Genomic DNA, 26,831 nt, shown 5'->3' with positions numbered 1-26,831 from the left:
TTGAATCGGTTTCGGGAATCCCTTGGTGGCGATGGGGCGGGCGGCGGCGTGGATGGGACGGGGCTGCGTTCGGGCTTCGCCTTCTTTGTGCCCTTTGTGCCTTCGTGGTGAAAACTCCGGAAAGATTTTTACCACGAAGGCACAAAGGACACAAAGAAGAAAGGCGCATTGCAGACGGGGTACCTGCCGGGGCTGGCGGCGTTTGACGGGGCGGACCCGTCCACGGCCACCTGGCGCTTCGCGCTGGAGGACCACCTGGGCAGCCCGCGGGCGTATCTGGCGCAGTCGAAGGCGGCCGTGGCGCGGCAGGACTTTTCCCCCTACGGCGAGCTGATGCGCTCCGTCGGCCTGCCCCTGACCATCGGCTACACCGGCCATATGTGGGACCGCGCCCTCGGCCAGTACTTCGCCCCCTTCCGCTATTACAACCCCGCCACCGCCCGATGGAACATGCGCGACCCCCTCGGATTCGTGGACGGACCCAATGTCTACGCCTATGTCGTGGGGAATCCGGTGATGAATATTGATCCTACTGGCGGATCTCTGGGCAATTTCATGTGGTGCATGCTCGGTTTAGATCCAGACGAATTGGGTGAATATGATTGGCGCAAAGTCCCTTGGGAACCTCTTGCTCCGTTTGCGCCATGGATTACAGCGAACCATTTGGTGAAGAACAGCGATTGGGTGACAAGACAGGCAAAGCGAGTCCGACCGCTGGCGAGAAAGATATCCAAGAAGATCGCATTCAAGGCAATTAGAAAAGGTGTAATAACCTTTGTGCCTGTTATCGGACAGACTATAACAGTGGCTTGGTTGGCATACGATGCATATAAGTGCAGAAAGCATATATAGAAAAATGAATAACTGCAATTCAAAGCCTCAGTTTACGTTGTTTAGGCTTCTCCTGTCTATGGTACTAATCTTCTATTCAGGAAAAGCAACCATATGGGCATATATGCTTCTCTTTCATCCAGTGTTGGAACCGGCCAGAGGTGGTGTTAGTGGTTACTCTCTGATAGATACATGCTTCTATTCTGTTTCTATGGTGTTCATTGCGGCATGGGTTCGTGATTTTATCCGAAGATACAAGAACGGGAAGGCCAAGATAGAGGACGCTGTCTATGTCTCATTTGCTTTCGCCATGTTCATGAGTGCTTTGGCAAAGTTCAATCTGATACACCCAGTACTAGTTCTGATCTTCTCGCCTATGATTATTGTGGTATTATCGGGGACGATCGCGATTGAAGCAAATCACGCAAAGAGAATTAGTTAAGAAAAGAAGATAGCGCAGATGACCGTTCGGATTCTAGGAAGGCGGGCCGTGGTAGGTATTCCAACACTGGGTTGGGCCATTGCAGGCGCCTTTGTGGTAAGTGACGTAATTCATTGCAAATCAAGCATAAATAGATAGACAGGAGAGAATATGGCATCTTTTCAACTCACACTTCTCAAAGCACTAACGGCAATGACATATTTCGGCTTTTTTGCAAACATCGCTCCCCGTATCGCCATATTGCCTCGAATAGAGATGTATGATGACGATCCTTTTGCCAGCGTCAGCCCGAGCCTTGGGTATATTCTTGAAACAGCGTCTATGTTTGTTTTCTGCTTGTATGTGTACTATGAGGGTAAAAGAGAGGTTCGACGTGTAGCCATCTATTCTATTTCATTTGCGTTGCTAGAGGTGGTAGGGGATTTTATGCGGGCTCCCCTTCTGGTGATGGTCTATTCGCATCTTATTCTGTGCCTTCTCTTTACGCTGCTTGTATTGCAAACATGGGCGCGCCTTCGGAAAATGACAGATGACGATTATGCCATGCAAGAATCCAGTTCTGATTCGTGATTCGGGTTGATGCGGAATCCTGCATGTCGCGCCCACAGCCTCCGCCACCGCCAAGCGCCCGACCACGCAGCAGACGGAAACCAGCCACGCTGGAGCGTGGCGGTCCCAGGGGGCAGGCATGCGCTTCCTCTCTCCGCGAAGACGCGCCTTGACGGTTGGCTGGGACTCTGTTTGATTCTTCTCAGTGTCCGCCGTGCCTCCGTGGTAAAGCTCCTTGACGGCCTGCCGGGGCTCTGGTAGACTGGTCGGCGGAACGGGAAAGTTGAATCGGTTTCGGGAATCCCCTGGTGGGGATGGGGAGGGCTGATGCCTGCCTTGCCTTTTCTTTGCGCCTTTGCGTTAAAACCTCTTTAACGCCAAGACGCAAGGCCGCCAAGGCGCGGGAAGAGGGCGCAGCAAGCGGCGCCCCTACGGGCGTTTGCGTTGGAGATTCTGCACGACCGGGGCGCAAGGCCGCCAAGGCGCAAGAAGATGGCCGATCGGCGTTCCCAGGCTGGGCCGTCGTCCTCCTGCCTCTCTTTGCGTCCTCCGCGTCTCTGCGTTGATCTTCTCTTCCCGCTTGGAGCGTTCAGCCCCGTGCGGGCGCGTGGGGCGCAGTCTGGGGCATTTCATCCCGAAGCCTGTCTAACGTGTTAAGGAGGCGTCTTATGCCGGAAGATTCCAGAGGCGGCCGTCTGGAGGGCGCGCTCGCGGAGGAGCGCACGGATCTGGCCGAGGAGCGGACGGTGCTCGCCGTGGAGCGCACCCTGCTGGCCTATGTGCGCACGGCTCTGGCAGGGGTGGCGGTCGGCGGGTCGGGCATGACCTTTCTGGAGGGCTCGGCCGCGTTTTACGGCGGGGCGGCCTTTGTGGGGGTTTCGGCGTTGCTGCTGGCGGTTGGCGTCGTGCGCGCGGTGGTGGTGATGCGGCGGATGCGGCGGAGCCGCCGGGCTGCGGGGGACGATTCGGGGGAGTGAGGGCCGCTACAGGTAGAGGATGGCGGCGCAGGCGGCCCCCCAGAGCGCCACGGTGACCACCATCGGCCAGTCGCTGAGCAGGATGTTCGCCGGGTCCCCCCCGCTTTCCTTTTCCTGGACGAGCCACAGGTAGCGCGCGAGGCCGTAGACCACGAAGGGGAGCGTCAGGTACATCTTGTCGGTGCCGATGCGGTCCACCACCTCGGGGGAGCAGGTGTAGATGGTGTAGGTGATGAGCGCGCCCGCGGCCACGAACATGAGCAGGTGGTCAATGTAGTCCACGGTGTAGTGCGCGAGCACCGCCCGGTGGTTCTCCGCCTCGCCCTGGAGCAGGGAGATTTCCCGCCGCCGCTTGCCGAGCACCAGGAAGAGCGCGAGGAAGAAGGTGCAGACCACCAGCCAGTTCGAGAAGGCCACGCGAATCGCCACCGCGCCCGCCGTTGCCCGGATGACAAACCCCATGGAAACCACCAGCACGTCCACCAGGAAGACATGCTTCAGCAGGAAGGTGTAGGAGAGGGAAAGGAGGATGTAGCCCCCCAGCGACAGCAGGAAGGGCGTCCCCGTGGGAAACCCCGCCGCGAAGGCGCCGGCCAGCAGCACCGCCGCCAGCAGCGCCGCCGCCGCCGGGGACACGCGCCCCGAGGCCAGGGGCCGGGATTTCTTGTCCGGGTGCCGCCGGTCCTGGTCCAAATCGTGGAGGTCGTTGACGAGGTAGGTGGCGCTGGAGGCGAGGCAGAAGGCGGCGAAGGCCGCCAGGGCCAGGAGGTCCGCCCGCGCGTTGTCCATCTCCTGCGCGAAGACCAGGGGCAGCAGCACGAGGAGGTTCTTCGGCCACTGGTACACCCGGAGCAGGCGCGGGATGAGCAGCATGCGGTCGGTCACCGGTTCCCCCCTAGAGATTGGTCTTCTTGAAGATGAATTCCGGCAGGTGCCGGATCACCAGCAGGATGAGCCGCCAGTATTCCGGGACATAGGCGGTGCCGCGCCCCCTGAGAATGGCCCGGACGCAGAGCCGCCCGGCCTTCTCCGCCGAAGTCAGCAGGGGGCCCGGCACCTTCATGCCGAAGGTCATGCGCGTGTCCACAAAGCCCGGCTTGAGGGTGGTCACCCGCACGCCCGACGCGTGCAGCCGGTGGCGCAGCCCCTCCAGATAGGTGGTCAGCGCCGCCTTGGCCGCGCCGTAGTGGTAGTTGCTCTTGCGCCCCCGGTCGCCCGCCACGGAGGACACCGCCGCCAGAAAGCCCCACCGCCGCGCCTCCATTTCCCCGGCGAAACGCTCCAGGACCGACATGGCGCCCGTGTGGTTGACATCCAGACACTTCTTCGCCAGGGCGAAGTCGCGCTGGGCCGCCGCCTGGTCCGGCAGGAACCCGAAGCACACCACCACGCCGTCCGGCAGGGCGCCGAAGGCGGCGGTGCAGGCGTCCACCAGGCCCGTATGGGACTCAATATCCTCCGCGTCAAAGGGCAGGACGTGGCAGGGCCGCTGGTGGCGGATGCGCAGGTCGCCCGCGATCACCTCCAGCTCCCCCGTGTTCCGCCCGGCGAGGGCGAGGGCGTAGCCCTTCCGCGCGAACTCGTCGGCCATGGCCCGCGCGATTTCCGACGCCGCCCCGAAAATCACCACCGAGGGCATGGACGGGTGCTGTTCAGTCATGGGCCGCCTCCCCGTTGCCGGCCAGCGCGAGCCGCCGGGAAAGGTTCGAGGACATCAGACCGTCCGGGTCCGCCCGGCGGCACACGGCGCGGAACGCGTCCAGGCGGGGATACATGGCCGCGATGGCGCCGGGCGTGGCCACGGCGTCCTTGGCCAGATAGAGCCGCCCGCCCGCGTCCAGCAGCACGGCGTCCAGTTCCCGCAGAAAGTCCTCCAGCCCGGGGGCGTTCGGAATGTCCAGGGTGATCGTGTGGCCGGGCATGGGGTGCGACAGGAGCCCGCGGCCCTCCCCGCCGAAGCGCTTGAGCACCGCGAGGAACGACGCGCGCTTCGCGCGGCTGCACAGCTCCAGCAGGCGGCGGAGGCCGTCGCCGCGCTCCAGCGGGAACGTGGCCTGGTACTGCACAAAGCCCCTGCGCCCGTACATGCGGTTCCAGTGCAGGATGCGGTCCAGGGGGAAGAAGTACTTCTCGTAGTCCACCAGGTGCCCCTTCATCGGCTTGTGCAGGGCGTAGACGAGGTCGTTGAAGGCCCGGATGCTGTAGGGGTTCAGCAGGAACTGCGGGAAGTCCACCGGGACCGAGAGCGCCGGCCGCCGGGGGATGTCGAAGGGCTTGAGCGCGCGCGCCGGGGGGAGCATGGCCGCAGGCGCGGGGTTGCCGCGCATGAGCACCGAGCGCCCCAGGCTGTCCTCGCCGGAGAGGCAGTCCACCCACGCCACGCTGTACTGGTAGTCCTTGTCGGACTCGCTGAAGGCGTCGAGGGCCTCCTGGAGGTTCGCGCACCGGACATAGTCCACGGAGACCCAGGCCGAGGCGATGCGGCGCAGCCGCAGGCGCGCCGACAGGATGAAGCCCGTGAGGCCGACACCGCCGACGGTGGCCCAAAAAAGCTCCGGGTCGCGCTCCGGCGAGCATTCCACCACGCCCAGCGCCGGGGTCCACAGGGTGAGCGACGCCACATGGTCGCCGAAGGAGCCGTCGAGGTGGTGGTTCTTGCCGTGGACGTCGTTGGCGATCGCGCCGCCGACGGTGACGAAGCGCGTGCCCGGGAGCACGGCGGGCATCCATCCGCGCGGCACGAACACCTCCAGAATCTCCGAGAGGGAGACCCCCGCCTCGCAGTCCAGCACGCCCGTTTCTTCGTCAAAGGCCGTCATGCGGTTCAGGCGCGTCATGTCCACCACCGCGCCGTCGGCGTTCACCGACGTGTCGCCGTAGCTGCGGCCGAGGCCGCGCGCGATCCGCCCGCCGAGGCCGGCGTCCGCCAGCAGGCCGGCGAGTTCCGGCTGCGTGACGGGGCGGAACACCCGGCACATCGCCGGGCGGTACCGCCCCCAGCCCGCGAGGGCCGCCGTTTTTTCCGCACAGTCCGCCATGGGGATCCTTTCCCAAACGCGTTCCCGGAAGAGTATAGAGTGTTCCCTGCGCGCCGCACAACCGCGCGCCGTGATTGCCGAATCGCCGGATACGTAGACGCGGCATCCTGCCGCGTTCTTGGGGTTTTCGTTGGCCCAAAGAACGCGCCAAGATGGCGCGTCTACATTGCGGGCGTTCTCGCCGACTTACTTCATTAGCAGCGAAGCGCGGCAATCTCGTTTCCGCCACGGATTCGGTTCTCGCGATGTCCAATCCGGCGATCAGGATGATTGCCTTTCCTGTTTCAATCGGCTACAATCCCCCCATGTCCGTGACGATTGTGATACCCGTGTACAACGAGGCGCAGTCCCTTCCCCCGCTGGTGGAGGGGATCGAGCGCCACGCCGCCGACGTGCCCCACCGCATCCTGTTCGTGGACGACGGCAGCACCGACGGGTCGTGGGCGTGCATGCTCACCCTGCGGGAGAGCCGCCAGAACCTGGACGCCATCCGCCTGCGGCGCAACTTCGGGAAGACCGTGGCGCTTCGGGTGGGCTTCGACCGCGCGCGCGGCGACCGGGTCATCACGATGGACGGCGACCTCCAGGACGACCCGGCGGAAATCCCGCGCATGCTGGCGAAGCTGGAGGAGGGCTACGACCTCGTGAGCGGATGGAAGCAGCAGCGGCACGACCCCTGGCACAAGACGATCCCCTCCCGCGTGTACAACGGCTGGGTGTGCCGCCTTTTCGGCATGGGCCTCCACGACGTCAACTCGGGGTTCAAGGCCATGCGCATGGAGGTGGCGCGCGCCGTGCCGCTCTTCGGCGACATGCACCGCCTGATCCCCGTGTTCGCCCACGCCCTCGGCTACCGCGTCACGGAGATTCCCGTCACCCACCACGCGCGGCGTTTCGGGCGGTCCAAGTACGGGCTCGAGCGCTTCGCCAAGGGCGCCTTCGACCTGGTCGCCGCCCGCCTGATGATCTTCTACAGCGACTCCCCCGTGCGCTACTACGCGCGCGTCGCGGCCGTCTTCGTGCTGGCCGTGGTGACGGCCGCCGTCGTTGGGGGGGCCGTCCTCGCCGCGCTCGGCGCGCCGTGGACAGCCTGGGCGGTCTACGCCGCCCTGTGCGCCGTCGTGTCCGGCCTGGCGGCGGGCATGGTCACGCTGCTGGGCATGGGGCTCTTCGGGGAGTGGGTGCTCCACCGCGCGCCCAAGCAGGACACCCGGGTCTACATCGCCGAGGCCCACACGGACTAGGGCCGGGGCGGGCCTCTCCGACAAGTCATACCCGTCGGACGGGTCAGACCGGTCGGACACGTCTTCCGGAGCGCCTTTCCCTCACCCGAAGTCGTCGAAGGCGATCATGTCATCCTCCACGCCGAGGCTGTGGAGCATGTTCGTGCAGGCGGAGAGCATCATGGGCGGGCCGCAGAGGTAGTACTCGATGTCCTCCGGGGCGGGGTGCTTGCTGAGGTACTCGTCGTGGAGCACCTGGTGGATGAATCCCGTGAGGCCGGTCCAGTTGTCCTCGGCCTGCGGCTCGGACAGCGCCGTGTGCCAGGTGAAGTTGGGGTTCTCCGCGGCGATGGCGTTGAAGTCGTCCTCGTAGAACATCTCGCGCAGGCTGCGCGCGCCGTACCAGAAGGTGGCCTTGCGGCCGGTCTTGATCCTGCGGAACTGGTCGAAGATGTGGGAGCGCATGGGGGCCATGCCGGCGCCGCCGCCGATGAAGCACATCTCGCGCTGCGTCTCCTGGGCGAAGAACTCGCCGAAGGGCCCGGAGATCGTCACCTCGTCCCCCGGCTTGAGGGAGAAGATGAAGGAGGACATGAGGCCCGGCGGGATGCCCTGGGTGCGCGGGGGCGGCGTGGCGATGCGCACGTTGAGCATGATGATGCCGAACTCCTCGGGGTAGTTGGCCATGGAGTAGGCGCGCGTGACGGGCTCGTCGGCGACGGAGCGCAGGTCCCACAGCTTGAAGGCGTCCCACGCGTCGCGGTATTCGGGCTCCACGTCGAAGTCCTTGAACTCGACGGTCCCGGCGGGCCGCTCGATCTGGATGTAGCCGCCGGCGCGGAAGGGGACGGACTCGCCCGCGGGCAGCTCGAGCACCAGCTCCTTGATGAAGGTGGCGACGTTGTGGTTGGAGCGGACCTTGCAGCGCCATTTTCGGACGTCGAAGATTTCCGGCGGAATCTCGATCTTGAGGTCGTTCTTGACCTTCACCTGGCAGGAGAGGCGGACGCCCTCGCGGGCCTCCTTGCGGTTGATGTGGCCGGTCTCCGTGGGCAGGAGCGACCCGCCGCCCTCGTGCACCTTCACCTTGCACACGCCGCAGGAGCCCTTGCCGCCGCAGGCGGAGGGCACGAAGATCTTGTTCGCCGCGAGCGTGGCCAGCAGGGTGCCGCCCGCCGGGGTCACGAGCGCCTTCGACTCGTCGTCGTTGATCAGGATTCTGACGTCGCCGGAGGCCACCAGCTTGGCCTTTGCCACCAGCAGGACCGCCACCAGCGCGAGGATGACCACGCAGAAGGCGATGACGCCGCTAACCACCGTTACCGTTGCCGCACCCATTTCAACTCCTTGCTCCCGGCGGGCCGACCCGCCGTTGATTGGTGACGCGTCACAGCTGAATGCCGCCGAAGGACATGAACCCGACGGCCATCAGGCCGGCCAGCACGAAGGCGATGCCGAGGCCGCGCAGGGGCTTCGGCACGTTGCTGTAGCGCATGCGCTCGCGGATGCCCGCCATCAGCGCGATGGCCAGGGCCCATCCGGCACCGGAGCCGACGCCGTAGACCACGCTCTCGGGGAAGGTGTAGCTGCGCTCGACCATGAAGAGCGAGCCGCCCAGGATCGCGCAGTTCACCGCGATCAGCGGCAGGAAGATGCCCAGGGTCACGTACAGTTTCGGGACGTAGCGCTCCAGGGTCATCTCGACGATCTGGGTCATCGTGGCGATCGTGCCGATGAAGGTCAGGAAGTAGAGGAACGAGATGTCAATGCTTTCCAGCGACGGGTGGATCCAGGCCATCGCCCCGGGCGCCATGAACCACGTGTAGATCGCGTTGTTCAGGGGCACCGTGATCACCTGCACGAAGGTCACGGCGATGCCCAGCCCGATGGCGGTCTCCACCTTCTTCGAGCAGGCGAGGAAGGAGCACATGCCCAGGAAGAAGGCCAGCGCCATGTTCTCGATGAAAACGGACTTCACTAGCAGCCCAAGGTAATGCTCCATCTCACTCGGCCTCCTGCTGGTCGGGCTTGACGCTCCGCACGATGAAGATGATCCCCGCGATGAGGAAGAAGGCGCTGGGCGCCAGCAGCATCAGCCCGTTGGGCGTGTACCACCCGCCGTCGCTGGCCAGCGGCAGGATGACCTGGCCGAAGAGCCGCCCGGAACCCGTCAGCTCCCGAATGAAACCCACCAGCATCAGGATCGCGCTGTAGCCCAGCCCGTTGCCGATCCCGTCCACGAAGCTCAGCCAGGGCGGGTTCTGCATGGCGTAGCCCTCGGCCCGGCCCATCACGATGCAGTTCGTGATGATCAGGCCAATGTAGACCGAGAGCTGCTTGCTGATGTCAAAGAGGAAGGCCCGCAGAACCTGGTCCACGATGATCACCATGGTGGCGATGATCGAGAGCTGCACCAGGATGCGGATGCTCGGCGGCGTGCTGTTGCGCACCAGGCTCACGCCCAGCGAGCTGAAGGCGGTCACCAGCGTGACCGACACGCTCATCACCAGGGCGGTGGAGAGCTGCGTGGTCACCGCCAGGGCCGAGCAGATGCCCAGCACCTGGAGGGTGATCGGGTTGTTGTTCACCACCGGGTCGAGGAGCGCCTCGCGCTCTTTCTTTCCCATGATCATGAAGTGGTTCTCCCAGGGCGGCCCGTGTCAGGCGCCCTGCTTGTGCGCCTCGCGGAAGTTGTTGAGGAAGGGTCCGAACCCCTGGTCGGCCATCCAGTATCCCAGCATGTTGGTCACGCCGCGGCCCGTGATGGTCGCTCCGCTGAGCCCGTCCACCTCGTGCGGGGCCTGCTCCGGCGGGCCCGCGGGGCCCTTGCGGACCTTCAGGGCGACCTTGCCCTGTTCGTCGTAGACCTTCCGTCCGGGCCAGAGCTTCTTCCAGCGGGGGTTGCCCACCTCGCCGCCGAGGCCCGGCGTCTCCGCCTGCTCGTAGTAGGTCAGGCCCTTGACCGTGTTCAGGTCGGCGTCCAGCGCGAGGAAGCCCTTCATGGTGGACCACAGGCCCTTGCCGTAGATCGGCAGGATGAGCATGCTCATCTTGCCGCCGTCCGTCACCTCGTAGACCTTTGCCCGCTTCGGCACGGCGACGATGCCCGCATTGTTCGCCGGTGCGGGCACCATCGGCTCGTCGTCCTCCTCAAAGGTGGCGGGGTCCACGCCCTCGGCGTCCAGCCCCGTCTCCAAATCCACCACGTGGGCGCGGATGTTCTGGAAGAGGGCGTCGGCCTCGGCGGGGGTCTTTTTCTCGCCCGGCTGCACCAGCCACGCCGCCTGGAGCACGCTCATCTTCCTGTCCAGGACCTTGTTCACCTCCTGCCGCGCGGCGAGGCTCACGTTGGCGATGGACAGCAGGATGGAGCAGACGAAGCAGACGGCCGCGGCGAATCCGAAGATGTATTTCATGCTATATTGCACTGCGCAGGGCCCTCCGCTTGATGTTGCGCGCCGCCACGAAGTGGTCTATCAGCGGCGCGACCATGTTCATGAAGAGAATGGCAAGCATCATGCCCTCCGGGTACGCGGGGTTCACCACGCGGATCAGCACCACCAGCACCCCGGTCAGGAACCCGTAGATGTACTTGCCCGTCTCGGAGTGCGCCGCCGTCACCGGCTCCGTCACCATGAAGACCAGCCCGAAGGCGTAGCCGCCGAGGACGAAGTGCCACCAGAAGGGGAGGTTCATCATCTCGTTGGTCTGCGAGCCCATCAGGTTGAGTCCGAGCGCGGTCACCACGGTCCCGAGGACCATGGAGGCCATGATGCGCAGGGAGCCGACCTGGAAGAGGACAAGCCCGGCCGCGCCGATGAGGCAGGCCAGCGCCGACGTCTCGCCCATGGACCCGGGGATCCAGCCGATGAAGCAGTCCCACCAGGTGGCCGGGTGGCCGTTGACCACCATGCCCGCCACGGCGTCCACATGGGCGCTTGCGCCCTCCAGCGGCAGCGTCTCCTTGATCCGCGCCAGCGCCGTCGCCCCGCTGAAGCCGTCCACCGCCGGGTTCACGGCGATCCACACCTTGTCGCCGGAGCTTTCGGCGGGGTAGGCGAAGTAGAGGAAGGCGCGCGTGACCAGCGCCGGGTTGAAGATGTTCATGCCCGTGCCGCCGAAGGCCTCCTTGGCCACGAGCACGCCGAAGGCCGTCGCGAGGGCCACCTGCCACAGCGGGATGGTCGGCGGCAGGATCAGCGGGATCAGGAACCCCGTGACGAAGAATCCCTCGTTCACCTCGTGCTTGCGGATGGACGCCACGGCCACCTCGATGTTGCCCCCCACGAAGAACGCCACGATGAGCACCGGGAAGAACCACAGCGCCCCGTGGAGCATGCACGCCAGCGGGTTCGACGGGTCGTACCCCACGCCCAGCGCGTTCAGCGCCGCGCCGCGCCAGCCCTCCTGGGACTGGCCGGCGGCGTGGAGCAGCGCGTTCGCCTGGTAGCCCGTGTTCCACAGGGCGAACAGGATCACCGGGACCAGGCAGATGACCACGGAGAACATGACGCGCTTGAGGTCCGCCGAGTCGCGGACGTGCGACGCGCCCGCCGTCACCCGCCCCGGGGTGAAGAGGAACGTGTCCGTCGCCTCATAGAGCGCGTGGAGCTTCTCCAGTTTGCCGCCCTTCTCGAAGAGGGGCCTGGGCATGTCCATCAGGGTGCGCAGGAATTTCATGGGCGTTCGCTCAGCCTTCCTTTTGTATGACTTCCAGAACCTCGCGCAGCACGGGGCCGAAATCCTCCTTGCCCGGCGACACGAAGGTGCACAGGGCCAGGTCCTCCTCGTCCAGTTCCAGGCAGCCCAGGGCCTCCGCCTTCTCCACGTCCCCCACCCACAGCGACCGCAGGAGGAAGGTGGGCAGGATGTCCAGCGGCATCACCCGCTCGTACAGCCCGATGGGCACCATCGCCCGCCGGTCGCCGTTTGTGCTGGTGGTCATGGGGAACAGCGCCCCCGGCCGCAGATTGGACAGGAACATGCGCAGGGCCGAGAACTTGTCCGCCCCCGGCGCCAGCCAGCCCATGAACTCCCGCGTGCGCCCCTCCGCCAGCACTGTCACCTGGTTGTGGAAACGGCCCAGCAGCCCGTCGGCCGCCCCGAGGACCTGGCGGCCCGACAGCGCGGACCCCGAGATCACCCGGTTCTCGCCGTCCGCCAGCTCGCCCGCCGTCAGTTCGGCCAGCGACGCGCCGAGGCGCGTTCGGATGAGGCGGGGCTTCTTCACCTGCGGCCCCGCGAGGGAGACCACGCGCGCCGTGTCCAGGCGGCCCGTCCGCGCGAGCGTCCCCATGGACAGCAGGTCCTGCAGGCCCACGGTCCACACGGTGCGGGTCTTGCCCGCAGGGTCCAGCAGGCCGATGTGCGTGCCCGCCAGCCCGCTCGGGTGCGGACCGGAGAACTCCTCCACGCGCACCCGGGCATCCGCGCCCTTCGGCGCGGTCCGCGACCCCGCCTTTTTGCAGAAGAAGACCGGGCCCTCCGTCAGCTTCCCCACCAGCGCCAGCCCGGCGTCCAAGTCCTCCTGCCGCCCCTCCGCCGCCTTGTCCAGGTCGGGGGCCAGGGGGTTCGAGTCCATCGCCGTCACAAAAATCGAGCGGGGCGTGTCGGAGAGGGAGGGGGTCTTGCTGAAGGGTCGCGTGCGCAGCGCGGGCCACAGGCCCGACTCGCGCAGCAGCTCCACGGCCTGCGCGCGGTCGAGGGCCTCCGGCTTCGCGCCCGTGAAGGCCGCGAAGGGATGGAATTCGCCGGCGTCCGGATTGCCGGACAGCTCGCCGTCGGAAAGGGTGATGGTCACCGAGATCAGCGCGCGGCGGTCTCCCCGGTTCACCCCGGCCACCACGCCCGCCCCCGGCGCCGTGTGCAGCACCCCCGGGTTGCGCTTGTCCTCAAACAGCGGCTGGCCGCGCTTCACCGCGTCGCCCGCCTGCACGAAGAAAGTCGTGCGCAGGCCCGGATAGTCCGCGGCGGCCACGCCCACGGTGCGGACGCGCTTCTCCTCCAGGACACCCTGGTCAGGCACTCCGGCCAGCGGAATGTCCAAGCCCTTCTTGATCACATGTGTTCCCATAACGCCTTTCCGCCCGCGGCGCGCGTTGAAACCGGCCGCCGCGTTCTCACCTGCATTCAGGGGAGATTATACTGAGCAAATGTTCTCGACTTCACGCTTTCCGCCACACCCGACCGGCCACTGTCCGGCGGCAACGCACCCGCACCCGTTCCATCGTCCGGACCGGTCGTGCTTTTAGCATAATCCGCTGATCGGACGCATTTCAAGTAATGCCCAAGCCTTTACCGTACGGTCGGTAAAACGGCGGATTGCTGGCTGAACGACACGTTGTTCTCTGGGAAAATGCCCGAAACACTTCGTTGCGACGGTATGCCGGACTCAGCCGCCGGTGATCAGGTTGGCCGAGATGCGGCCGGACTCGTAGATCGTGGGCAGGCCGCTGCCGGGGTGGGTGCCGCCGCCGACGAGGTAGCAGTGGTCCAGCTCCTCGAACTTGTTGTGCGGGCGGAAGTAGATCATCTGGCCCCAGTTGTGGGCGAGGTTGAAGGTCGCGCCCTCGTAAACGTTGTACTGGGATTCCCAGTCCGCCGGGGTGATGCAGATTTCCGCCTGGATATGGCCGCGCAGGCCGGGCAGCCCGCCGCGCTTTTCCAGCGCGTCCAGCACCGTCTCGCGGAAGGGGGCGCGCTCTTTGGACCAGTCAATCCCGGAGCGGTTGTTGGGCACCGGCACGAGCACGTAGAGGGCGGAGCATCCGGGCGGGGCCAGCGCCGGGTCGTTGATGTCGGCGTTGCGCACGTAGAACGAGATGTCGGGGCTGAGCGTCTTTCCGTGGAAGACGGACTCGACGTTTTTCCGGTACTCGTCGGCGAAGACGATGGTGTGGTGGGGGAGGTCGTAGCGCGTGTCCACGCCGAGGTACAGCATGAAGGTCGAGCAGGAGAGCTTCTTCTTCGCCAGGTTTGCCGCCGTGTACTTCCGCAGGACGCCCGGCTCGAAGAGGCGCGTGGCCGCGTAGCCGAAGTCGGCGTTGAGCACCACGTCGTCCGCCTCGATTTTTTCGCCGTTCTCCAGGAGCACCCCGCGCGCCGCGCCGCCGGACACGAGGACCTGTTTCACGGGGGTGTTCAGGTGGATCTCCGCGCCGTTCCCGCGCGCGACCTCCGCCATCTTCTCCGAGATCATGCTCAGGCCGCCCATGACGTGGTAGACGCCCAGCCCGTGCTCGATGTAGGGGATCATGGCGTAGAGCCCGGGGCACTCCCAGGGTGACATGCCGAGGTATTTCGACTGGAAGGTGAACACGAGGGCGAGCTGCTCGTCGCCGAAGTAGCCGTACATCACGTCGAAGAGGCTCTTTCCCGCGGCGATGTGCGGCGCCGCCCGCAGCAGGTCCGGGTGGAGGAGCGTCGAGAGCTTGTGGTAGGGCTTCTGGAGGCAGGGGAAGAGCTTTTCGAAGCGCTCCTTCTCCCGCTTGTGGAAGACGTCGTAGGCGTCCTCGCGGCCGGGGAAGCAGCGCCGGATCTCCGCCTTCATCTTCTCCCGGTCGCCGCTTGGCTCGATGTGCTTGTCTTTGAACTGGAGGCGGTACATGGGGTCGAGGGGCCGCATGTCCAGCACGCTGTCGCTGGGCGTGCCCGCGGCCTCGAAGACCTCGTCGAGCACCTGCTTGAGCATGAGGAAGGTGGGGCCCGTGTCGAAGGTGTAGGGGCCGGCCTGGAGCGTCGCGTTGCGGCCGCCCACCCGGTCCCTCGCCTCGAACACCGTGACGCGCACCCCGCGCCGCGCCAGGATCATGGCGGCCGTCAGCCCGCCGGGCCCCGCCCCCACGACCACCACGTGTTTTTGCGCCGTTGCCATGCTCTTTTCTCCTCGTTCGCGCCGCCGCGTGCCGTATTCTACCCCAAACCTCCCCGGCCGCCTAACCTCTGTGTGGCAGAAGGTGGCCCGTTCTTGGTCCCCCCTTGAGGGGGGTGGCCGCGTCTTCGCGGCCGGGGGATGTTCTTGTCTTCGCCCGTCGGCCCGGAATCCGGAACATCCCCCGGTTCGCTCCCGCGAACCACCCCCCTCAAGGGGGGACCAAGACGACGCACGAACATCAAGCCCGCACTCATCGCCAGGCAAAGCCTTCGAGAGGATGTGTCGAAAGGTCCATAAGGGTGGTGACCAACATCTTCCACTTCCGCCTAGCCCCCCGCGAGCAGGCGGAAGGCCCGCCGCATGGTTTCCACGCCCCACCGGACGGGCGGGTAGCGCAGCGCCGGGTCGGGGAACACCCCGCGCCGCATGACCGTCCGGTGATGCGTGAAACAGTCGAACCCGGTTTTCCCGTGGTAGGCGCCCATGCCGCTCTCGCCCACGCCGCCGAAGGGCATGTCGCGCCCCACGATGTGCGACAGCGTGTCGTTCACGCAGACCCCACCGGACACCGTCTCCCGCAGCACGCGCTCCCGCACGGCCGCGTCATTGGTGAAGAGGTAGAGGGCCAGCGGCTTGGGCATTCCCCGCAGGCGCGCCAGCGCCGCGTCCAGCGTTTCAAACCCCAGCACGGGCAGCACGGGGCCGAAAATCTCCTCCCGCATCACCGGCGCGTCCGGCGCGGGGTCGGCGAGGATAGTCGGCTCGATATAGAGCGTCTCCGCGTCGTGGCGGCCGCCGTGGACGATGCGCCCCTGGCCGAGATAGGCCGTGAGACGGTCGAAATGGCGGCGGTTCACGATGCGCCCATAGTCGGGGCTGGCGGCGGGGTCGTCACCGAAGAAGCGCCGGAGCGTGCGGCCCAGGGCGTCCAGCAGGGCGTCCTTGATCCGCTCGTCCGCCAGCACGAAATCCGGCGCGACGCAGGTCTGCCCGGCGTTCAGGGTCTTTCCCCAGAGGATGCGGCGCGCGGCCAGTTCGGGGTCGGCGTCGGCGCACACGATGCAGGGGCTCTTGCCGCCCAGCTCCAGCGTGACGGGGGTCAGGTGGCGCGCCGCCGCCGCCATCACGGCCCGGCCCGCCTCGCCGCCGCCGGTGAAGAACACATGGTCGAAGCGCTCGCGGAGCAGGGCCTCCGCCGTCTCGCGGCCCCCCTCGGCCGCGGACAGATACTCCGGCGGGAAATGCGCGCGGACCAGTTCCGCAACCGCCGCCGAGGTGCGCGGCGCGAGCTCGGAAGGTTTCAGCACGGCGCAGTTGCCCGCCGCCAGCGCGCCCACGAGGGGCGAGAACAGCAACTGGAAGGGGTAGTTCCACGGCCCCAGCACCAGCGCCACGCCCAGGGGTTCCGGGCGCACCTCGGCCCGGGCGGGCCACGCTATCCAGGGCGCCCGCGCCCGGCGCGGCCGCGCCCAGCGGCGCAGATGCCGGAGGGCGTGGGCGATGTCCGCCTGCACGAAGGCGATTTCGGAGACATACGCCTCAGGGACCGGCTTGCCCAGGTCGGCGCGCAGCGCCGCCAGCAGGGCCTTCTCCTGCGTGTCCACCGCCCGCGCCAGCGCGCGGAGCTGTTTCTCCCGGTATTCCAGGGCGCGGGTCGCGCCGGTCTCAAAGAAGGCGCGCGCGGCGGACACCTGTCCCGCGAAGGGGTTCTCCTGCGTGTCGTCGGGGGATGCCAACCGTTGGTTTTCCTTGCGTTCAGATCCCTGAAAACGTATATTGATAACGGTTTCCATTGTAGGGAACCGGACCGGGGCAGTCAACATCGCGGGGGTATGCGGCCATGGCGGAACGGGGCAAAACGGTGGCGGTTGTCGGGTCGGGGCTCGGGGGGCTTTCGGCGGCCATTTCGCTGGCCCAGGAGGGCTACGCCGTCGAGGTGTTCGAGAAGAACGCCCAGATCGGCGGCAAACTGAACGTGCTGTCGGACGCGGGGTACAGTTTCGACCTCGGCCCCTCGATCCTGACGCTGCCGCACATTTTCGAGCGGCTCTTTGAGCGCTCGGGAAAGCGAATGGCCGACTACTTCACCATCCGGCCCCTGCGCCCCCACTGGCGCAATTTCTACGAGGACGGCACGGTCTTCGACTTTGTCCCGGAAAAGGACCTCATGGCCGCCGAGGCGGACAAGGTGGGCGAGTCCCCGGCGAACGTGGAGCGGTTCCTCGAGTACTGCGAGAACCTGTACGACCTGGTGAACGAGGGCTACTTCGAGCGCGGGCTGGACACGGTGCGCGATTTCCGGCGCCACTATGGCCTCGCGAAGTTCCTCCGCTTCGACTTCTTCCGCACCATGCACCAGGCCGTGGGCGCCCAGCTCACCACGCCGCACATGCGCCAGGCCTTCGACTTCTTCATCAAGTATGTCGGATCCTCGGCGGAGGACGCCCCGGCCTTCATGAACTGCCTGCCCACCATCCAGTTCCGCTACGACCTCTGGTATGTGGACGGCGGCATGTACAACATCGCCAAGGGCCTCGGGCGGCTCATGGACGAGCTGGGGATCCGCGTCCACCTGGACTGCGAGGTGTCGGAGATCCGCAAGGGCGGCGCGCGGGTCGAGGGTGTGGTCGCCGGGGGCGTGTTCCACCCGGCGGACATCGTCGTGAGCAACATGGAGGTGATTCCCGCGTACAGGGAGCTGCTCGGCGAGGACGCCGCCTTCCTGCGGACGCTGGAGAAGTTCGAGCCCGCGTGCTCGGGGCTCGTTCTCGACCTCGGCCTGGACATCCAGTACCCGCAGCTCGCCCACCACAATTTCTTCTTCTCCGCCGACCAGCACGACCACTTCACCAGCGTCTTCCGCAAGAAGGTGCTGCCCAATGACCCGACGATCTACCTCGTCGCCGCGTCGAAGACGGACCCCACCGTGGCCCCGGCGGGCTGCGACTGCCTGAAGATTCTGCCGCACATCCCGCACATCAACGAGGAGAACCCCGTTTCCCACGAGGAGTACCTCGCCTTCAAGGAGCGGGTGCTGGACAAGCTAGAGCGCATGGGCCTGACGGACCTGCGCAAGCATGTCGTCTTCGAGCACATGTGGACCCCCCAGGACATCCTGCGCATGTACCGGTCCAACAGGGGCTCGATCTACGGCGTCGTCTGCGACCGCTGGAAGAACTTCGCCTTCAAGGCCCCCAAGCAGAGCACGCGCTACGACAACCTCTTCTTCACCGGCGGCTCCGTCAACCCCGGCGGCGGCATGCCCATGGTCGTCCTGTGCGGGCAGAACGTCGCCCGGAAGATCGCGGCGTGGGACCGGAAATAGCCGTTGTCGCCGTGCTGGCGGCGCTCTGGGCCGCCGGGGGACTCTTTCTCCGGGCGTCGCCGCCCCGGGATGTGTCACCCTCCGCCGGCGGGTTTCCCGCCGTGTCGGTCATCATCCCCGCGCGCAATGAGGAGGACAATCTGCCCCGGCTGCTGGACTCCCTCGCCGGGCAGGGCGATTCCGGCGTGGAGGTCATCGTGGTGGACGACGCGTCCACGGACGGCACGGCGGCCGCGGCGCGGGCGCGCGGCGCGCGGGTGGTGACGGGGAAGCCCCTGCCGCCGGGGTGGCTGGGCAAACCCTGGGCCTGCTACCAGGGCGCGTTGGCCGCGCGCGGGGAATGGCTGCTCTTCCTGGACGCCGACACCTTTTTCGAGGAGGGCGGCCTGCGCCGCCTGCTGGAGACCTATCAGCGGACCGGCGGCGTGCTGTCCGTGTGCCCGCACCACGCCGTGGTGCGCCCCCACGAGCAGCTTTCCGCCTTCTTTAACCTGATGATGGCGGCGGGCACGGGGGCCTTCACCGGGCCGCGGGCGCGGCCGACGGGGCTCTTCGGCCAGTGCATGCTGTTGGACCGCGCCGCCTACTTCGGCGCGGGCGGCCATGTCACGGTCAAGGGGCGCGTGCTGGAGAACTTCCATCTGGCCGACGCCTTCCGCGCGCGCGGCGTGCCGCTCGCCTGCCGCCTGGGCCGCGGATGCCTGTCCATGCGCATGTATCCCGGCGGGCTGTCCGACCTCGTGCGCGGCTGGGGCAAGGGCTTCGCCTCCGGCGCGGCCAAGACCCCCGCGCCCCTCATGGCGCTCATCGTCGCGTGGATGATCGGCGCGGTGTCGGCCTTCCTCGCGCCTGCCGCGCTGCCGTGGGGCGGCCCCGTGCTTATCATTCCCTACGCGCTCTACGTCCTCCAGCTCCTTGTGCTGCTGCGGCGCATCGGCGCCTTTTCCCCGTGGGCGGCGCTGCTCTATCCCGTGCCGCTGGTCTTCTACCTGGCCGTGTTCACCCGGTCCGTGCGCGCCGCGAAGGGCGGCGGCGTGGTGTGGAAGGGCCGCACCGTCGGCGGCGCGGCGGGGGGGGACGGCCATGCTCGTTGAACTTTCCCCCCTGATGCTCGTGGTCACCGACTTCGCGGCGTGGTTCGTCATCCACATGGCCGTCGCCTGGGCCGGCACCCAGCTCCCCGACCGCCTCTTCCGCCCGGACGGCTTCGTCTGCCGCATCCGGCCCTGGGAGGACGGCGGCCGCGTCTACGAGCGGCTCTTCCGCGTCTCCGCGTGGAAGGACCGCCTGCCCGATGGCGCCGCACTTTTTAAAAGGGGGTTTCCCAAGAAGAGCCTCCTCTCCCGCGACCCCGAATACCTCGCCCGGTTTGTCCGCGAGACCTGCCGCGGCGAATGGGTCCACTGGGCGGCCTTCTGGTGCGCCGGACTCTTCTTCCTCTGGAACCCCTGGCACCTCGGCGTCGGCATGTTCCTCTACGCCGCCCTCGCCAACGCCCCCCCCATCATCACCCAGCGCCACAACCGCGCCCGCATGGAAAGGCTCCTGGCACGCATGACCGCCAAACGCTGAGGCCCGCCGGGAGACGGTCAATTTATGAATCAAGAGGGCGCGGCAAGCAGCGCCCCTACATGCCAGCACTCTGGGCATGCGCGATAAACGCCGGGTCATCCTCCCGTAGGGGCGCTGCTTGCCGCGCCCTCTTTTTTCGCGGCAGGACCGTCTTGTCCGCCGGGGTGAAAACCGCGCTTTTCAAAACCGCCGCGTCCCTGCTACAATGGGCGGAGTGGCCGCCCGGGCGCGCCGTGGGAAGTTCAACCTGCCGGAGGACGCGAGATGAAGACCCTGCTGTTCAAACTGCTGAGCTTTGTGGTGGTCGTGGCCGGGGCGGGCGTCATTGTGGTGGCCGCCGACCCGGGCGACTGGGTCATGCGGTCGGTGGAACTGCTGAACCGGATCACGGACACGGGCGCGGTGGCCGGGGTGCCCGTGGCCGCGTGGGTGGGGGCCATCGGCGGGGTGCTGGTGCTGCTGGGTCTGATAGGGCTGCTGCCGGAGCGCCGAGCGGGCGCGGCGATCACTTTCCGCACCGAGCGGGGCAATGTCTCCATCGAGCTGCGCCCCATCCAGCAGACCCTGGCCAAGGTCATCGGCGCGCTGCCGGAGGTCCGCCGCATCAAGGTGCGCGTCGCGCCGGACCGGACGGCCCGCAAGATTAATGTGCACGCCGCGGTGGTGCTCCAGAACTGCGCCGACGCCGGCCTGCGCCGCACGTCGGCCGTGGTGTCCGACTGCATCGCCCACACCGTGAGCACGGCCTTCGGCCTGGAGGACATGGTCGAGGTGAAGCTGAACGTGGTGGGCGTGCATGTGGACGCCAACAGCACGGCCCAGAAGATCCGCGACGAGGTGGAGTCCGACAAGGGCTCCCTGACCAACCGCATGGCCGTGGCGCTGGCGCGCCCCCCGCTGTCCGCCCTCACGCTGGACGACACCGTGGTGGTGGAGCGGCCCGCCCCGGCGGCCGAGGAGAAGAAGGGACCCGAGATGGAGGTGTTGGATTCCTCCGATCCGGCGGGGTTGGAGGAGGTTTCCGGCCTGGCCCCGGAGGACCGGGACTGATTATCATCATTCTGCCGCCCGGCGTGTTCACGTCCGGGCGGTTTCCTTTTTTAGGCCGGCGCGGGAGCGAGATGGCGTCGCTTCGCTCGCCATGACGGAAATCTCCGCGTTGTTGCGAGACGGCTGCCCTGGCCTGCGCGAGAACGAGATGGCGTCGCTTTGCTCGCCATGACGGAAATCTCCGCGTCGTTGCGAGCCGGTCGCCCCGGCCGGCGCGGCAATCTCTTGTCGGAAGGACTCCGGCCGGGCGCATTTTCTTGGTAACGGACCCGCCCCACAGGTTGCGTTTGGGGTGCGGTTCGGCGCACAATATGATGTGTTCCGGTCAAGACGCGTTCAATATGTCGTATGCCGCCGCCGGTATTTGGGGTGGCTCCGGCATAAACCGCCTGAGAGGGATAATGGCCGCATGAGCCAGGAAATCATGATTGAGGCTGAGGGCCTGACCAAGTATTACGGCGCGATTCCCGCCGTGGAGGACGTCTCCTTCCAGGTGGGCAAGGGGGAGATCGTGGGGTTTCTCGGGCCCAACGGCGCGGGGAAAAGCACCTCCATGCGCATCCTGACGGGGTTCACCCCGGCGACGCGGGGGCGCGCGCGGGTGGCGGGGTTCGAGGTGCACGACCAGCCGCTGGAGGTGAAGCGGCGGGTGGGCTACCTGCCGGAGAGCGTGCCGCTGTACGAGGAGATGGTGGTGGAGTCGTTCCTGCGCCATGTGGCGGTGGTGAAGGGGGTGCCGCGTTCGGCGCGGCGGGCGGAGGCGGACCGGGTGATGGAGCGCTGCGGCCTGACGCACATGGCGAAGCGGCTGACGGGGAACCTGTCGAAGGGCTACCGTCAGCGCGTGGGGCTGGCGCAGGCGCTGGTGGGGAGCCCGCCGGTGCTCGTTTTCGACGAGCCGACGGTGGGGCTGGACCCGGGCCAGATCGTCGAGATACGCAACATGATCAAGGAACTGGGGCGCGAGCACACGATCCTCCTCAGCACGCACATCCTCCCCGAGGTGACCATGACCTGCTCCCGGGTGATCATCATCCACCGGGGGCGCGTGGTGGTGCAGGACAGCCTGGCCAACCTGACCGGTGAGGGGAAGCGGCCCCTGGAGGAGGTCTTCATGCGGGTGATCGCGTCGGAGGAGCGCGGCGCGTCCGGGGGGGGCGCGGCATGAGAAACACCTGGGCCGTCTGCCGCCGCGAGTTTTCCGCCTTTTTCCTGACGCCCGTCGGGTACATCGTGACGGGGGTGTTCGCCCTCATTTCCGGGCTGGCCTTCGCGCTGTCCCTGTTCACCTACGCCAAGATGTCCGTGGACCCGACCTCCTACGGCTACTCCACCGTGCCGGACTTCGCGGAGACCTTCCTGAGCCCCTATCTGGTGTTCACGGGAATCTGGATCATGTTCCTGTCGCCGCTGATCACCATGCGGCTGCTGGCCGAGGAGCGGCACCGGGGCACCATGGAGCTGCTGCTGACCTGGCCCCTGCGCGACCGGGAGATCATCTTCGGAAAATACCTCGCGTCGCTGGGCATCCTGCTCGTGCTCATGCTCATTGTCTCGGTGCACCTGCTGGTCGTGTCCCGGTTTGTCGCGCTGGAGCCCGCGGTGATCATCTTCGGCGTGTGCACCGTGTGGCTCATGGGCATGGCCTTCCTCGCCATCGGCCTGTTCGTGTCCGCCCTGGCGCGCAGCCAGATCACGGCGGGCATTGTCACCTTCGGCGGGTTCCTCCTGCTGTACATCCTGGGCAACGTGGGCGAGAAGCTGCCCGCGGCCAACCCGGCGCCCGCGGCGTGGCCCGAGACGGTGCGCACGGCTTTCGGCGGCGGCTACGCCCTGTTCCGCGGGCTGGTGATGGAGCTTGCGCTGGACAACCACGCGCGGGACATGGCCCTGGGCGTCGTGTCGCCCCCGGACATCGCGTACTATCTGCTGGTTTCGGCGTTCTTCCTTTTCCTGACTTTCCGCGCGCTGGAAAGCCGCCACTGGAGGGGCAAATGATGCGGCGGGCGCGGCAGCTGGCGGGCGTGTTCTCCATCCTGTGCGCGGTGGCGGCGCTCAACGCGGTCTTCTGGGTGTCCGACCCGTTCTCCCTCCCCGTGACAGCCCCGCTGGGGCTGTCCGCGGCGCTCGGGCTGGCGTGGGCCGGGCTCACCCTGTTCTCCTACTTTGTGCGCGGGGCGGCGGAGGAGCGCTCGCTCGGCGGCCTCAACGCCGCCGTGTCCACGGCTGCCTTTCTGGGCATCTGCGTGGTGGCCTACCTCTTTGTGCAGTCCTGGGACGCGAAATGGGACCTGACGAAGGAGGGGCGGCGCGACCTGTCGCCGCTCACCGCGCAGGTGCTGCGCAACATCACGCAGCCCGTCGAGGTCATCTGTTTCTTCCTCGACGTGGACGACGAGCTGGTGGTCATCGCGCGCGACAAGACGCTGCGCTTTCTGGAACAGTGCCGGAAACTCACCGACCAGATCCAGGTGGAGGTGCTCGACCCGACGGTGGAGCGCGGGCGGGTGGAGGAGCTGAAGATCACCCACGCGTCCACGCAGGGCACCGTGGTCGTGCGCGCGGGCGACCGCCAGCGGGTGATCACCCTCTCGGGCGGCAGCCCGCGCCTCGAGGAGCGCGAATTCACCAACGCCCTCATCAACGTCCTGCGCGACACGGAGCCGAAGGTCTCCTTCCTTGGGGGGCACGAGGAGCGCGACCCGGCGGGGCAGGACGAGCGCGGCCTGTCGGGGCTGGTGCAGCTTCTTACGGGGGAGTCCTTCGCCCTGGACCGCCTGAACATCAAGCTCGCCCAGCCGGAGATTCCCAAGGACGTGGACGTGCTGGTGATTGCCAATCCGCAGACGGACCTGCACCCCCTGGAGATCGAGGCGTTGGACGCCTTTGTGGACGCCGGCGGCCGCCTGCTGGTGCTGATGGACCCGTGGCGCGCCGCCCCGCAGGGCGCGGTGTCCGGGGAGCAGCTGCGGCCCTGGCTGGCGCGCCGCTTCGGGATCACCGTCGGCGGCGACCTGGTCATCACCGACGCCTCCTCGAACAAGTGGCAGGCCGAGCTCTCCTATGACGGGAAGCCGTTCGAGGGCGTGGACGCCGGGTTCATGGAATACCAGGGCTGCTACCACAAGGACCATCCCGTCACCCGGGGCTTCGACCAGACCATGCTCCTGCAGGCGCTGCGCAGCGTGCGGCTGGCGGAAAAGCCCCCCGCGGGCGTGTCGGGCGTGGAGCTGCTGCGGACCACGCCGGATTTCTGGGCCGAGACCGACACGGCGAAACTGCTGGAGACGGGCCAGGCCAAGCGGGACGAGGCGGACGCGAAGGGTCCGATCCCCGTGGCCGCGGCCGTCCAGGTGCGGGTGGACCAGGAGAAGAGCCCGAAGGGCAGGGGGGACGCCCGCGTGGTCGTGGTGGGCGACGCGGACTTCGCCACGAACGGGCAGGTCACCGTGCCCGGCCACCTGAACTTCCTCATGAACACCTTTGCGTGGATGAACGAGAGCGAGGAGCTGATCGCCATCCGCCCGACGGGGGCCGAGGCCGCCCCCCTGATCCTCACGGACACGCAGCGCCGGGCCGCGGCCTGGGTCGCCGTCATGTGCCTCGTGCAGGCCGTGGCCGCGGCGGGCCTGCTGGCGCGCGCCCTGCGCGGGAGGCACCAATGAAGTTCCGCTCCACGCTCCTGCTCCTGCTCGCGCTGGCCCTGCTCAGCGGCGTCTACTGGGGCATGCGCCAACGCGGCCGCCGCACGGCGGAGCGGGCGGCCGAGGCCGCGCGGCTCTTCGACTTTCAGGGGAAGGATGTGCGCCGCCTGACCCTGGCCCAGGTCGGCCAGCCCGCCGTGACCGGCGAGCGCGGCGCGGACGGCGCGTGGCGCATCACCGCGCCCAACGACACCATCCCCCCGCTGCAGATGCTGTGGGACCGCGTGGCGGACAACCTCTCCACCCTGCGCAGCCAGCGCACCGTGGCGGAGACGCCGGCGGACCCCGCGGAGTACGGCCTTGACGTGCCCGCCCTCACGGTCACGGTGGAGGCCGGGGACGCGGCGCCCGCCACCGTGGTCTTCGGCGATGTGGAACCCACCCAGCGCCACCGGTACGCGCGCCTTAACGGCGGGCCGCTCCTCCTCGCGGACACGCGCGAGTTCTTCGAGGTCAACCGATCCCTGGAGGAGCTGCGCCACCGCTTCCTGGTCGAGGACCGCGAGGCGGACATTCTGGAATTCCGGTTCGCCTGGATCTGGACCGGCACCGACGCGGCCCCCCCGGAGGACCAGCCCGCCGTCGGCGAGGAGTCCACCGAGGTCGTCGTGCGGCGCGCCGCCGCCGGCGAGCCCTGGCGCCTCGAAGCGCCGCTGGACGCCATGGCCGACCAGGAGAAGGTTGACGAGGTGGTCAAAGAGGTGCAGTTCGCCGTCGGGCGCGAGTTTGTGGACGCGCCGGAGAACCTGTCGGACTACGGCCTCAGCCCGGCGGCCGCGCGGATCACGGTGGTGGACGGCAAAAGCGGCCGCGCGCAGAACATTCTTCTCGGCGCCGTGGACGGCGAGAAGGGGGGCGTGTGGGCCCAGGTGGCGGGCCAGCGCGCCGTCTTCCAGATGGACGCACAGATCATGATGCTCCTGCCGCGCAAGCCCGATGCCTGGCGCGAGACGCGCCTGATCACCCGCCGCCTGAGCGAGCTCAAAAAGGTCGAGTACCGGCGGGGGGAGGAGACGCTTGTGCTCGAACGCGGCGCGGACGGGGCCTGGAGCCTCACGGCGCCGGCCCTGCCGGAGGTCAACCAGTTCGCCGTGTCCGGGTTCCTCGCCGTGCTCAAGGAGAGCCGGGGCGAGCCGCTCGACGTTGCCCCAGAGACCCTGCCCGGCGGCGTCGCCCCGCAGGTCTCCATCACCCTGTCCCACGACGACGGCGCAACCGCGTCGCTCTCCCTCTGGCCCAGCCCGGACAACGCGTCTCTGTGGTACGCCACCCAGGACAGCGGCGGCGTGGTCGCGCTGCGCGGCGTGGCCGTGGACGCGCTGCTGCTGACAGCGGACAAATTCCGCTCCATGGAGCTGCTGCGCTTCAACCGGCCGGATGCGGAGGTGCTGGAGTTCCAGTTCGAGAACCTGGGCGCGGTTCTGGAGAGGCGCCACGGCCAGTGGGTCGTGACGCGGCCCGAGACCCTCCGACTGAAGAACCAGTCGGACGCCGAGGCCCTGCTCGCGGCGGTCAGCCCCCTGCGCATCACGGGGCTCGCGGCCCCGGAGGCGCCGCGCGACCTGTCCGTCTACGGGCTGGACAAGCCCGTCTTCACCCTCTATGTCCGCATGGCCCCCGTGGCGCCGCCCGCGGCGGGCGAGCGCATCGGTCCCCTGCGCATCGGCGGCGTCTCGCCGGAAAATTCCCGGGAGCGGTTTGCGACCCTGGAGGGCAAGGCGGGGGTGTTTCGGGTGAGTCAGGACGCGGTGGACGCCCTGCGGGACGCCCTTGAGGGGTTGGAGGAAGTGCCCTCATCGTAGGCGGTTACGGCGAGGGCGCGCGAAGTTTTGCGCGGCGGACAGGAATTACTTTACACTGAAATGCGAAATCTGCCGATATGCTCCGTGGCATTCGGCAACCTAAATTCAAGCATCATTTGGAATTGCAGGCAACTTCTCTATTGACACTTTGGCCCGGCTGTGATATAAAAACGGAGTGGACAACGGGAAAAATGTGCCATGACAGGTCGGTCGGCAGACGAAAGGATGCCAGCGGACGTGTCCGGGATTTGTGTTCCGGGCGCGTGCGCGCCGCCGTGCAGCCGGGTTTTTCGGCGGCGGCGGGTGCCGGCAGGGTGTTACGAAGCATTGGCGGCCCCCGGCGCGCACCGCAGGTGCGGCGGCGCGCGGGAACGCCTTTCTGGGAGAGTGGCGTGGTGAACACACGACTTCGCGCGACAATCAGAGTGGCCCTGTGGGGTCTTGT

At 67.2% G+C, this 26,831-nt stretch carries 23 protein-coding genes; 12 read left to right on the top strand and 11 right to left on the bottom strand.

What is annotated here, in order from left to right:
* Positions 1-168: 168 nt before the first annotated feature.
* From GXY15_00680 to GXY15_00670, 3 genes are all read left to right on the top strand, one after another.
* Positions 169-852 (top strand): RHS repeat-associated core domain-containing protein, encoded by a 684-nt coding sequence (locus GXY15_00680; GenBank protein NLV39733.1) that lies wholly within the window; start codon positions 169-171, stop codon positions 850-852.
* A gap of 571 nt (positions 853-1,423) precedes the next feature.
* The gene (locus tag GXY15_00675) at positions 1,424-1,843 is read left to right on the top strand and encodes a hypothetical protein (protein NLV39732.1); all 420 of its coding nucleotides are present in this window, start codon (positions 1,424-1,426) and stop codon (positions 1,841-1,843) included.
* Positions 1,844-2,490: 647 nt separating this feature from the next.
* Complete coding sequence (locus tag GXY15_00670; protein NLV39731.1) at positions 2,491-2,799, top strand: DUF202 domain-containing protein; 309 nt, start codon at positions 2,491-2,493, stop codon at positions 2,797-2,799.
* A gap of 6 nt (positions 2,800-2,805) precedes the next feature.
* Here GXY15_00670 and GXY15_00665 read toward each other — a convergent pair whose 3' ends face one another.
* The 3 genes from GXY15_00665 to GXY15_00655 are packed head-to-tail and all read right to left on the bottom strand — an operon-like array spanning position 2,806 to position 5,837.
* Complete coding sequence (locus tag GXY15_00665; GenBank protein NLV39730.1) at positions 2,806-3,684, bottom strand: decaprenyl-phosphate phosphoribosyltransferase; 879 nt, start codon at positions 3,682-3,684, stop codon at positions 2,806-2,808.
* A 10-nt stretch (positions 3,685-3,694) separates the two neighbouring features.
* On the bottom strand, positions 3,695-4,438 hold the full coding sequence (locus tag GXY15_00660; GenBank protein NLV39729.1) for an SDR family oxidoreductase: 744 nt from the start codon (positions 4,436-4,438) through the stop codon (positions 3,695-3,697).
* A gap of 13 nt (positions 4,439-4,451) precedes the next feature.
* On the bottom strand, positions 4,452-5,837 hold the full coding sequence (locus GXY15_00655) for an FAD-binding oxidoreductase (protein NLV39728.1): 1,386 nt from the start codon (positions 5,835-5,837) through the stop codon (positions 4,452-4,454).
* A gap of 305 nt (positions 5,838-6,142) precedes the next feature.
* Between GXY15_00655 and GXY15_00650 the strand changes: the two genes are divergently transcribed.
* The gene (locus GXY15_00650; GenBank protein NLV39727.1) at positions 6,143-7,081 is read left to right on the top strand and encodes a glycosyltransferase family 2 protein; all 939 of its coding nucleotides are present in this window, start codon (positions 6,143-6,145) and stop codon (positions 7,079-7,081) included.
* An 81-nt stretch (positions 7,082-7,162) separates the two neighbouring features.
* Here the strand turns inward: GXY15_00650 and GXY15_00645 are convergent, their stop codons facing one another.
* The 8 genes from GXY15_00645 to GXY15_00610 form a co-directional block, all read right to left on the bottom strand.
* Positions 7,163-8,398 (bottom strand): NADH:ubiquinone reductase (Na(+)-transporting) subunit F, encoded by a 1,236-nt coding sequence (locus tag GXY15_00645; protein NLV39726.1) that lies wholly within the window; start codon positions 8,396-8,398, stop codon positions 7,163-7,165.
* Positions 8,399-8,447: 49 nt separating this feature from the next.
* The gene (gene nqrE / locus GXY15_00640) at positions 8,448-9,062 is read right to left on the bottom strand and encodes an NADH:ubiquinone reductase (Na(+)-transporting) subunit E (protein NLV39725.1); all 615 of its coding nucleotides are present in this window, start codon (positions 9,060-9,062) and stop codon (positions 8,448-8,450) included.
* Position 9,063: 1 nt separating this feature from the next.
* Positions 9,064-9,693, bottom strand: coding sequence for an NADH:ubiquinone reductase (Na(+)-transporting) subunit D (locus tag GXY15_00635; GenBank protein ID NLV39724.1), 630 nt, complete (start codon positions 9,691-9,693; stop codon positions 9,064-9,066).
* Between the two features lie 27 nt (positions 9,694-9,720).
* On the bottom strand, positions 9,721-10,488 hold the full coding sequence (locus tag GXY15_00630) for a Na(+)-translocating NADH-quinone reductase subunit C (protein ID NLV39723.1): 768 nt from the start codon (positions 10,486-10,488) through the stop codon (positions 9,721-9,723).
* Positions 10,478-11,740, bottom strand: a complete 1,263-nt coding sequence (locus tag GXY15_00625; GenBank protein ID NLV39722.1) for an NADH:ubiquinone reductase (Na(+)-transporting) subunit B — start codon at positions 11,738-11,740, stop codon at positions 10,478-10,480. The genes GXY15_00630 and GXY15_00625 overlap by 11 nt, the downstream gene beginning before the upstream one ends.
* A gap of 10 nt (positions 11,741-11,750) precedes the next feature.
* On the bottom strand, positions 11,751-13,133 hold the full coding sequence (locus GXY15_00620; protein ID NLV39721.1) for a Na(+)-translocating NADH-quinone reductase subunit A: 1,383 nt from the start codon (positions 13,131-13,133) through the stop codon (positions 11,751-11,753).
* A gap of 318 nt (positions 13,134-13,451) precedes the next feature.
* Positions 13,452-14,933 (bottom strand): phytoene desaturase, encoded by a 1,482-nt coding sequence (crtI, locus tag GXY15_00615; GenBank protein NLV39720.1) that lies wholly within the window; start codon positions 14,931-14,933, stop codon positions 13,452-13,454.
* Between the two features lie 326 nt (positions 14,934-15,259).
* Positions 15,260-16,726, bottom strand: coding sequence for an aldehyde dehydrogenase family protein (locus GXY15_00610; protein NLV39719.1), 1,467 nt, complete (start codon positions 16,724-16,726; stop codon positions 15,260-15,262).
* Between the two features lie 47 nt (positions 16,727-16,773).
* Between GXY15_00610 and crtI (GXY15_00605) the strand changes: the two genes are divergently transcribed.
* The 8 genes from crtI (GXY15_00605) (at position 16,774) to GXY15_00570 (ending at position 26,386) form a co-directional block, all read left to right on the top strand.
* A complete protein-coding gene (gene crtI, locus GXY15_00605) occupies positions 16,774-18,258 on the top strand; it encodes a phytoene desaturase (protein ID NLV39718.1) in 1,485 nt (494 codons plus the stop codon).
* The gene (locus GXY15_00600) at positions 18,243-19,352 is read left to right on the top strand and encodes a glycosyltransferase (GenBank protein NLV39717.1); all 1,110 of its coding nucleotides are present in this window, start codon (positions 18,243-18,245) and stop codon (positions 19,350-19,352) included. Before crtI (GXY15_00605) ends, GXY15_00600 begins: the two co-directional genes overlap by 16 nt.
* Positions 19,342-19,830 carry a glycosyl-4,4'-diaponeurosporenoate acyltransferase gene (locus GXY15_00595; GenBank protein ID NLV39716.1) on the top strand — a complete coding sequence of 163 codons (489 nt, stop codon included), beginning with the start codon at positions 19,342-19,344 and terminating at the stop codon, positions 19,828-19,830. The genes GXY15_00600 and GXY15_00595 overlap by 11 nt, the downstream gene beginning before the upstream one ends.
* 264 nt (positions 19,831-20,094) lie before the next feature.
* Complete coding sequence (locus tag GXY15_00590) at positions 20,095-20,880, top strand: hypothetical protein (protein ID NLV39715.1); 786 nt, start codon at positions 20,095-20,097, stop codon at positions 20,878-20,880.
* Positions 20,881-21,304: 424 nt separating this feature from the next.
* Positions 21,305-22,048, top strand: coding sequence for an ATP-binding cassette domain-containing protein (locus tag GXY15_00585; GenBank protein NLV39714.1), 744 nt, complete (start codon positions 21,305-21,307; stop codon positions 22,046-22,048).
* Complete coding sequence (locus GXY15_00580) at positions 22,045-22,878, top strand: ABC transporter permease subunit (protein ID NLV39713.1); 834 nt, start codon at positions 22,045-22,047, stop codon at positions 22,876-22,878. The genes GXY15_00585 and GXY15_00580 overlap by 4 nt, the downstream gene beginning before the upstream one ends.
* Positions 22,875-24,545 (top strand): GldG family protein, encoded by a 1,671-nt coding sequence (locus GXY15_00575; GenBank protein ID NLV39712.1) that lies wholly within the window; start codon positions 22,875-22,877, stop codon positions 24,543-24,545. Before GXY15_00580 ends, GXY15_00575 begins: the two co-directional genes overlap by 4 nt.
* Positions 24,542-26,386: a DUF4340 domain-containing protein gene (locus GXY15_00570; GenBank protein NLV39711.1), complete on the top strand. Its 1,845-nt coding sequence runs from the start codon at positions 24,542-24,544 to the stop codon at positions 26,384-26,386. The genes GXY15_00575 and GXY15_00570 overlap by 4 nt, the downstream gene beginning before the upstream one ends.
* The last annotated feature ends 445 nt before the right edge of the window (positions 26,387-26,831 follow it).

It is taken from the genome of Candidatus Hydrogenedentota bacterium, from assembly GCA_012730045.1.
In the GTDB taxonomy this organism is placed as follows: Bacteria; Hydrogenedentota; Hydrogenedentia; order Hydrogenedentales; family CAITNO01; genus JAAYBR01.
The sequence above is the reverse complement of the archived record's forward strand: the minus strand, read 5'-3'. Positions and strand labels throughout refer to the sequence as shown.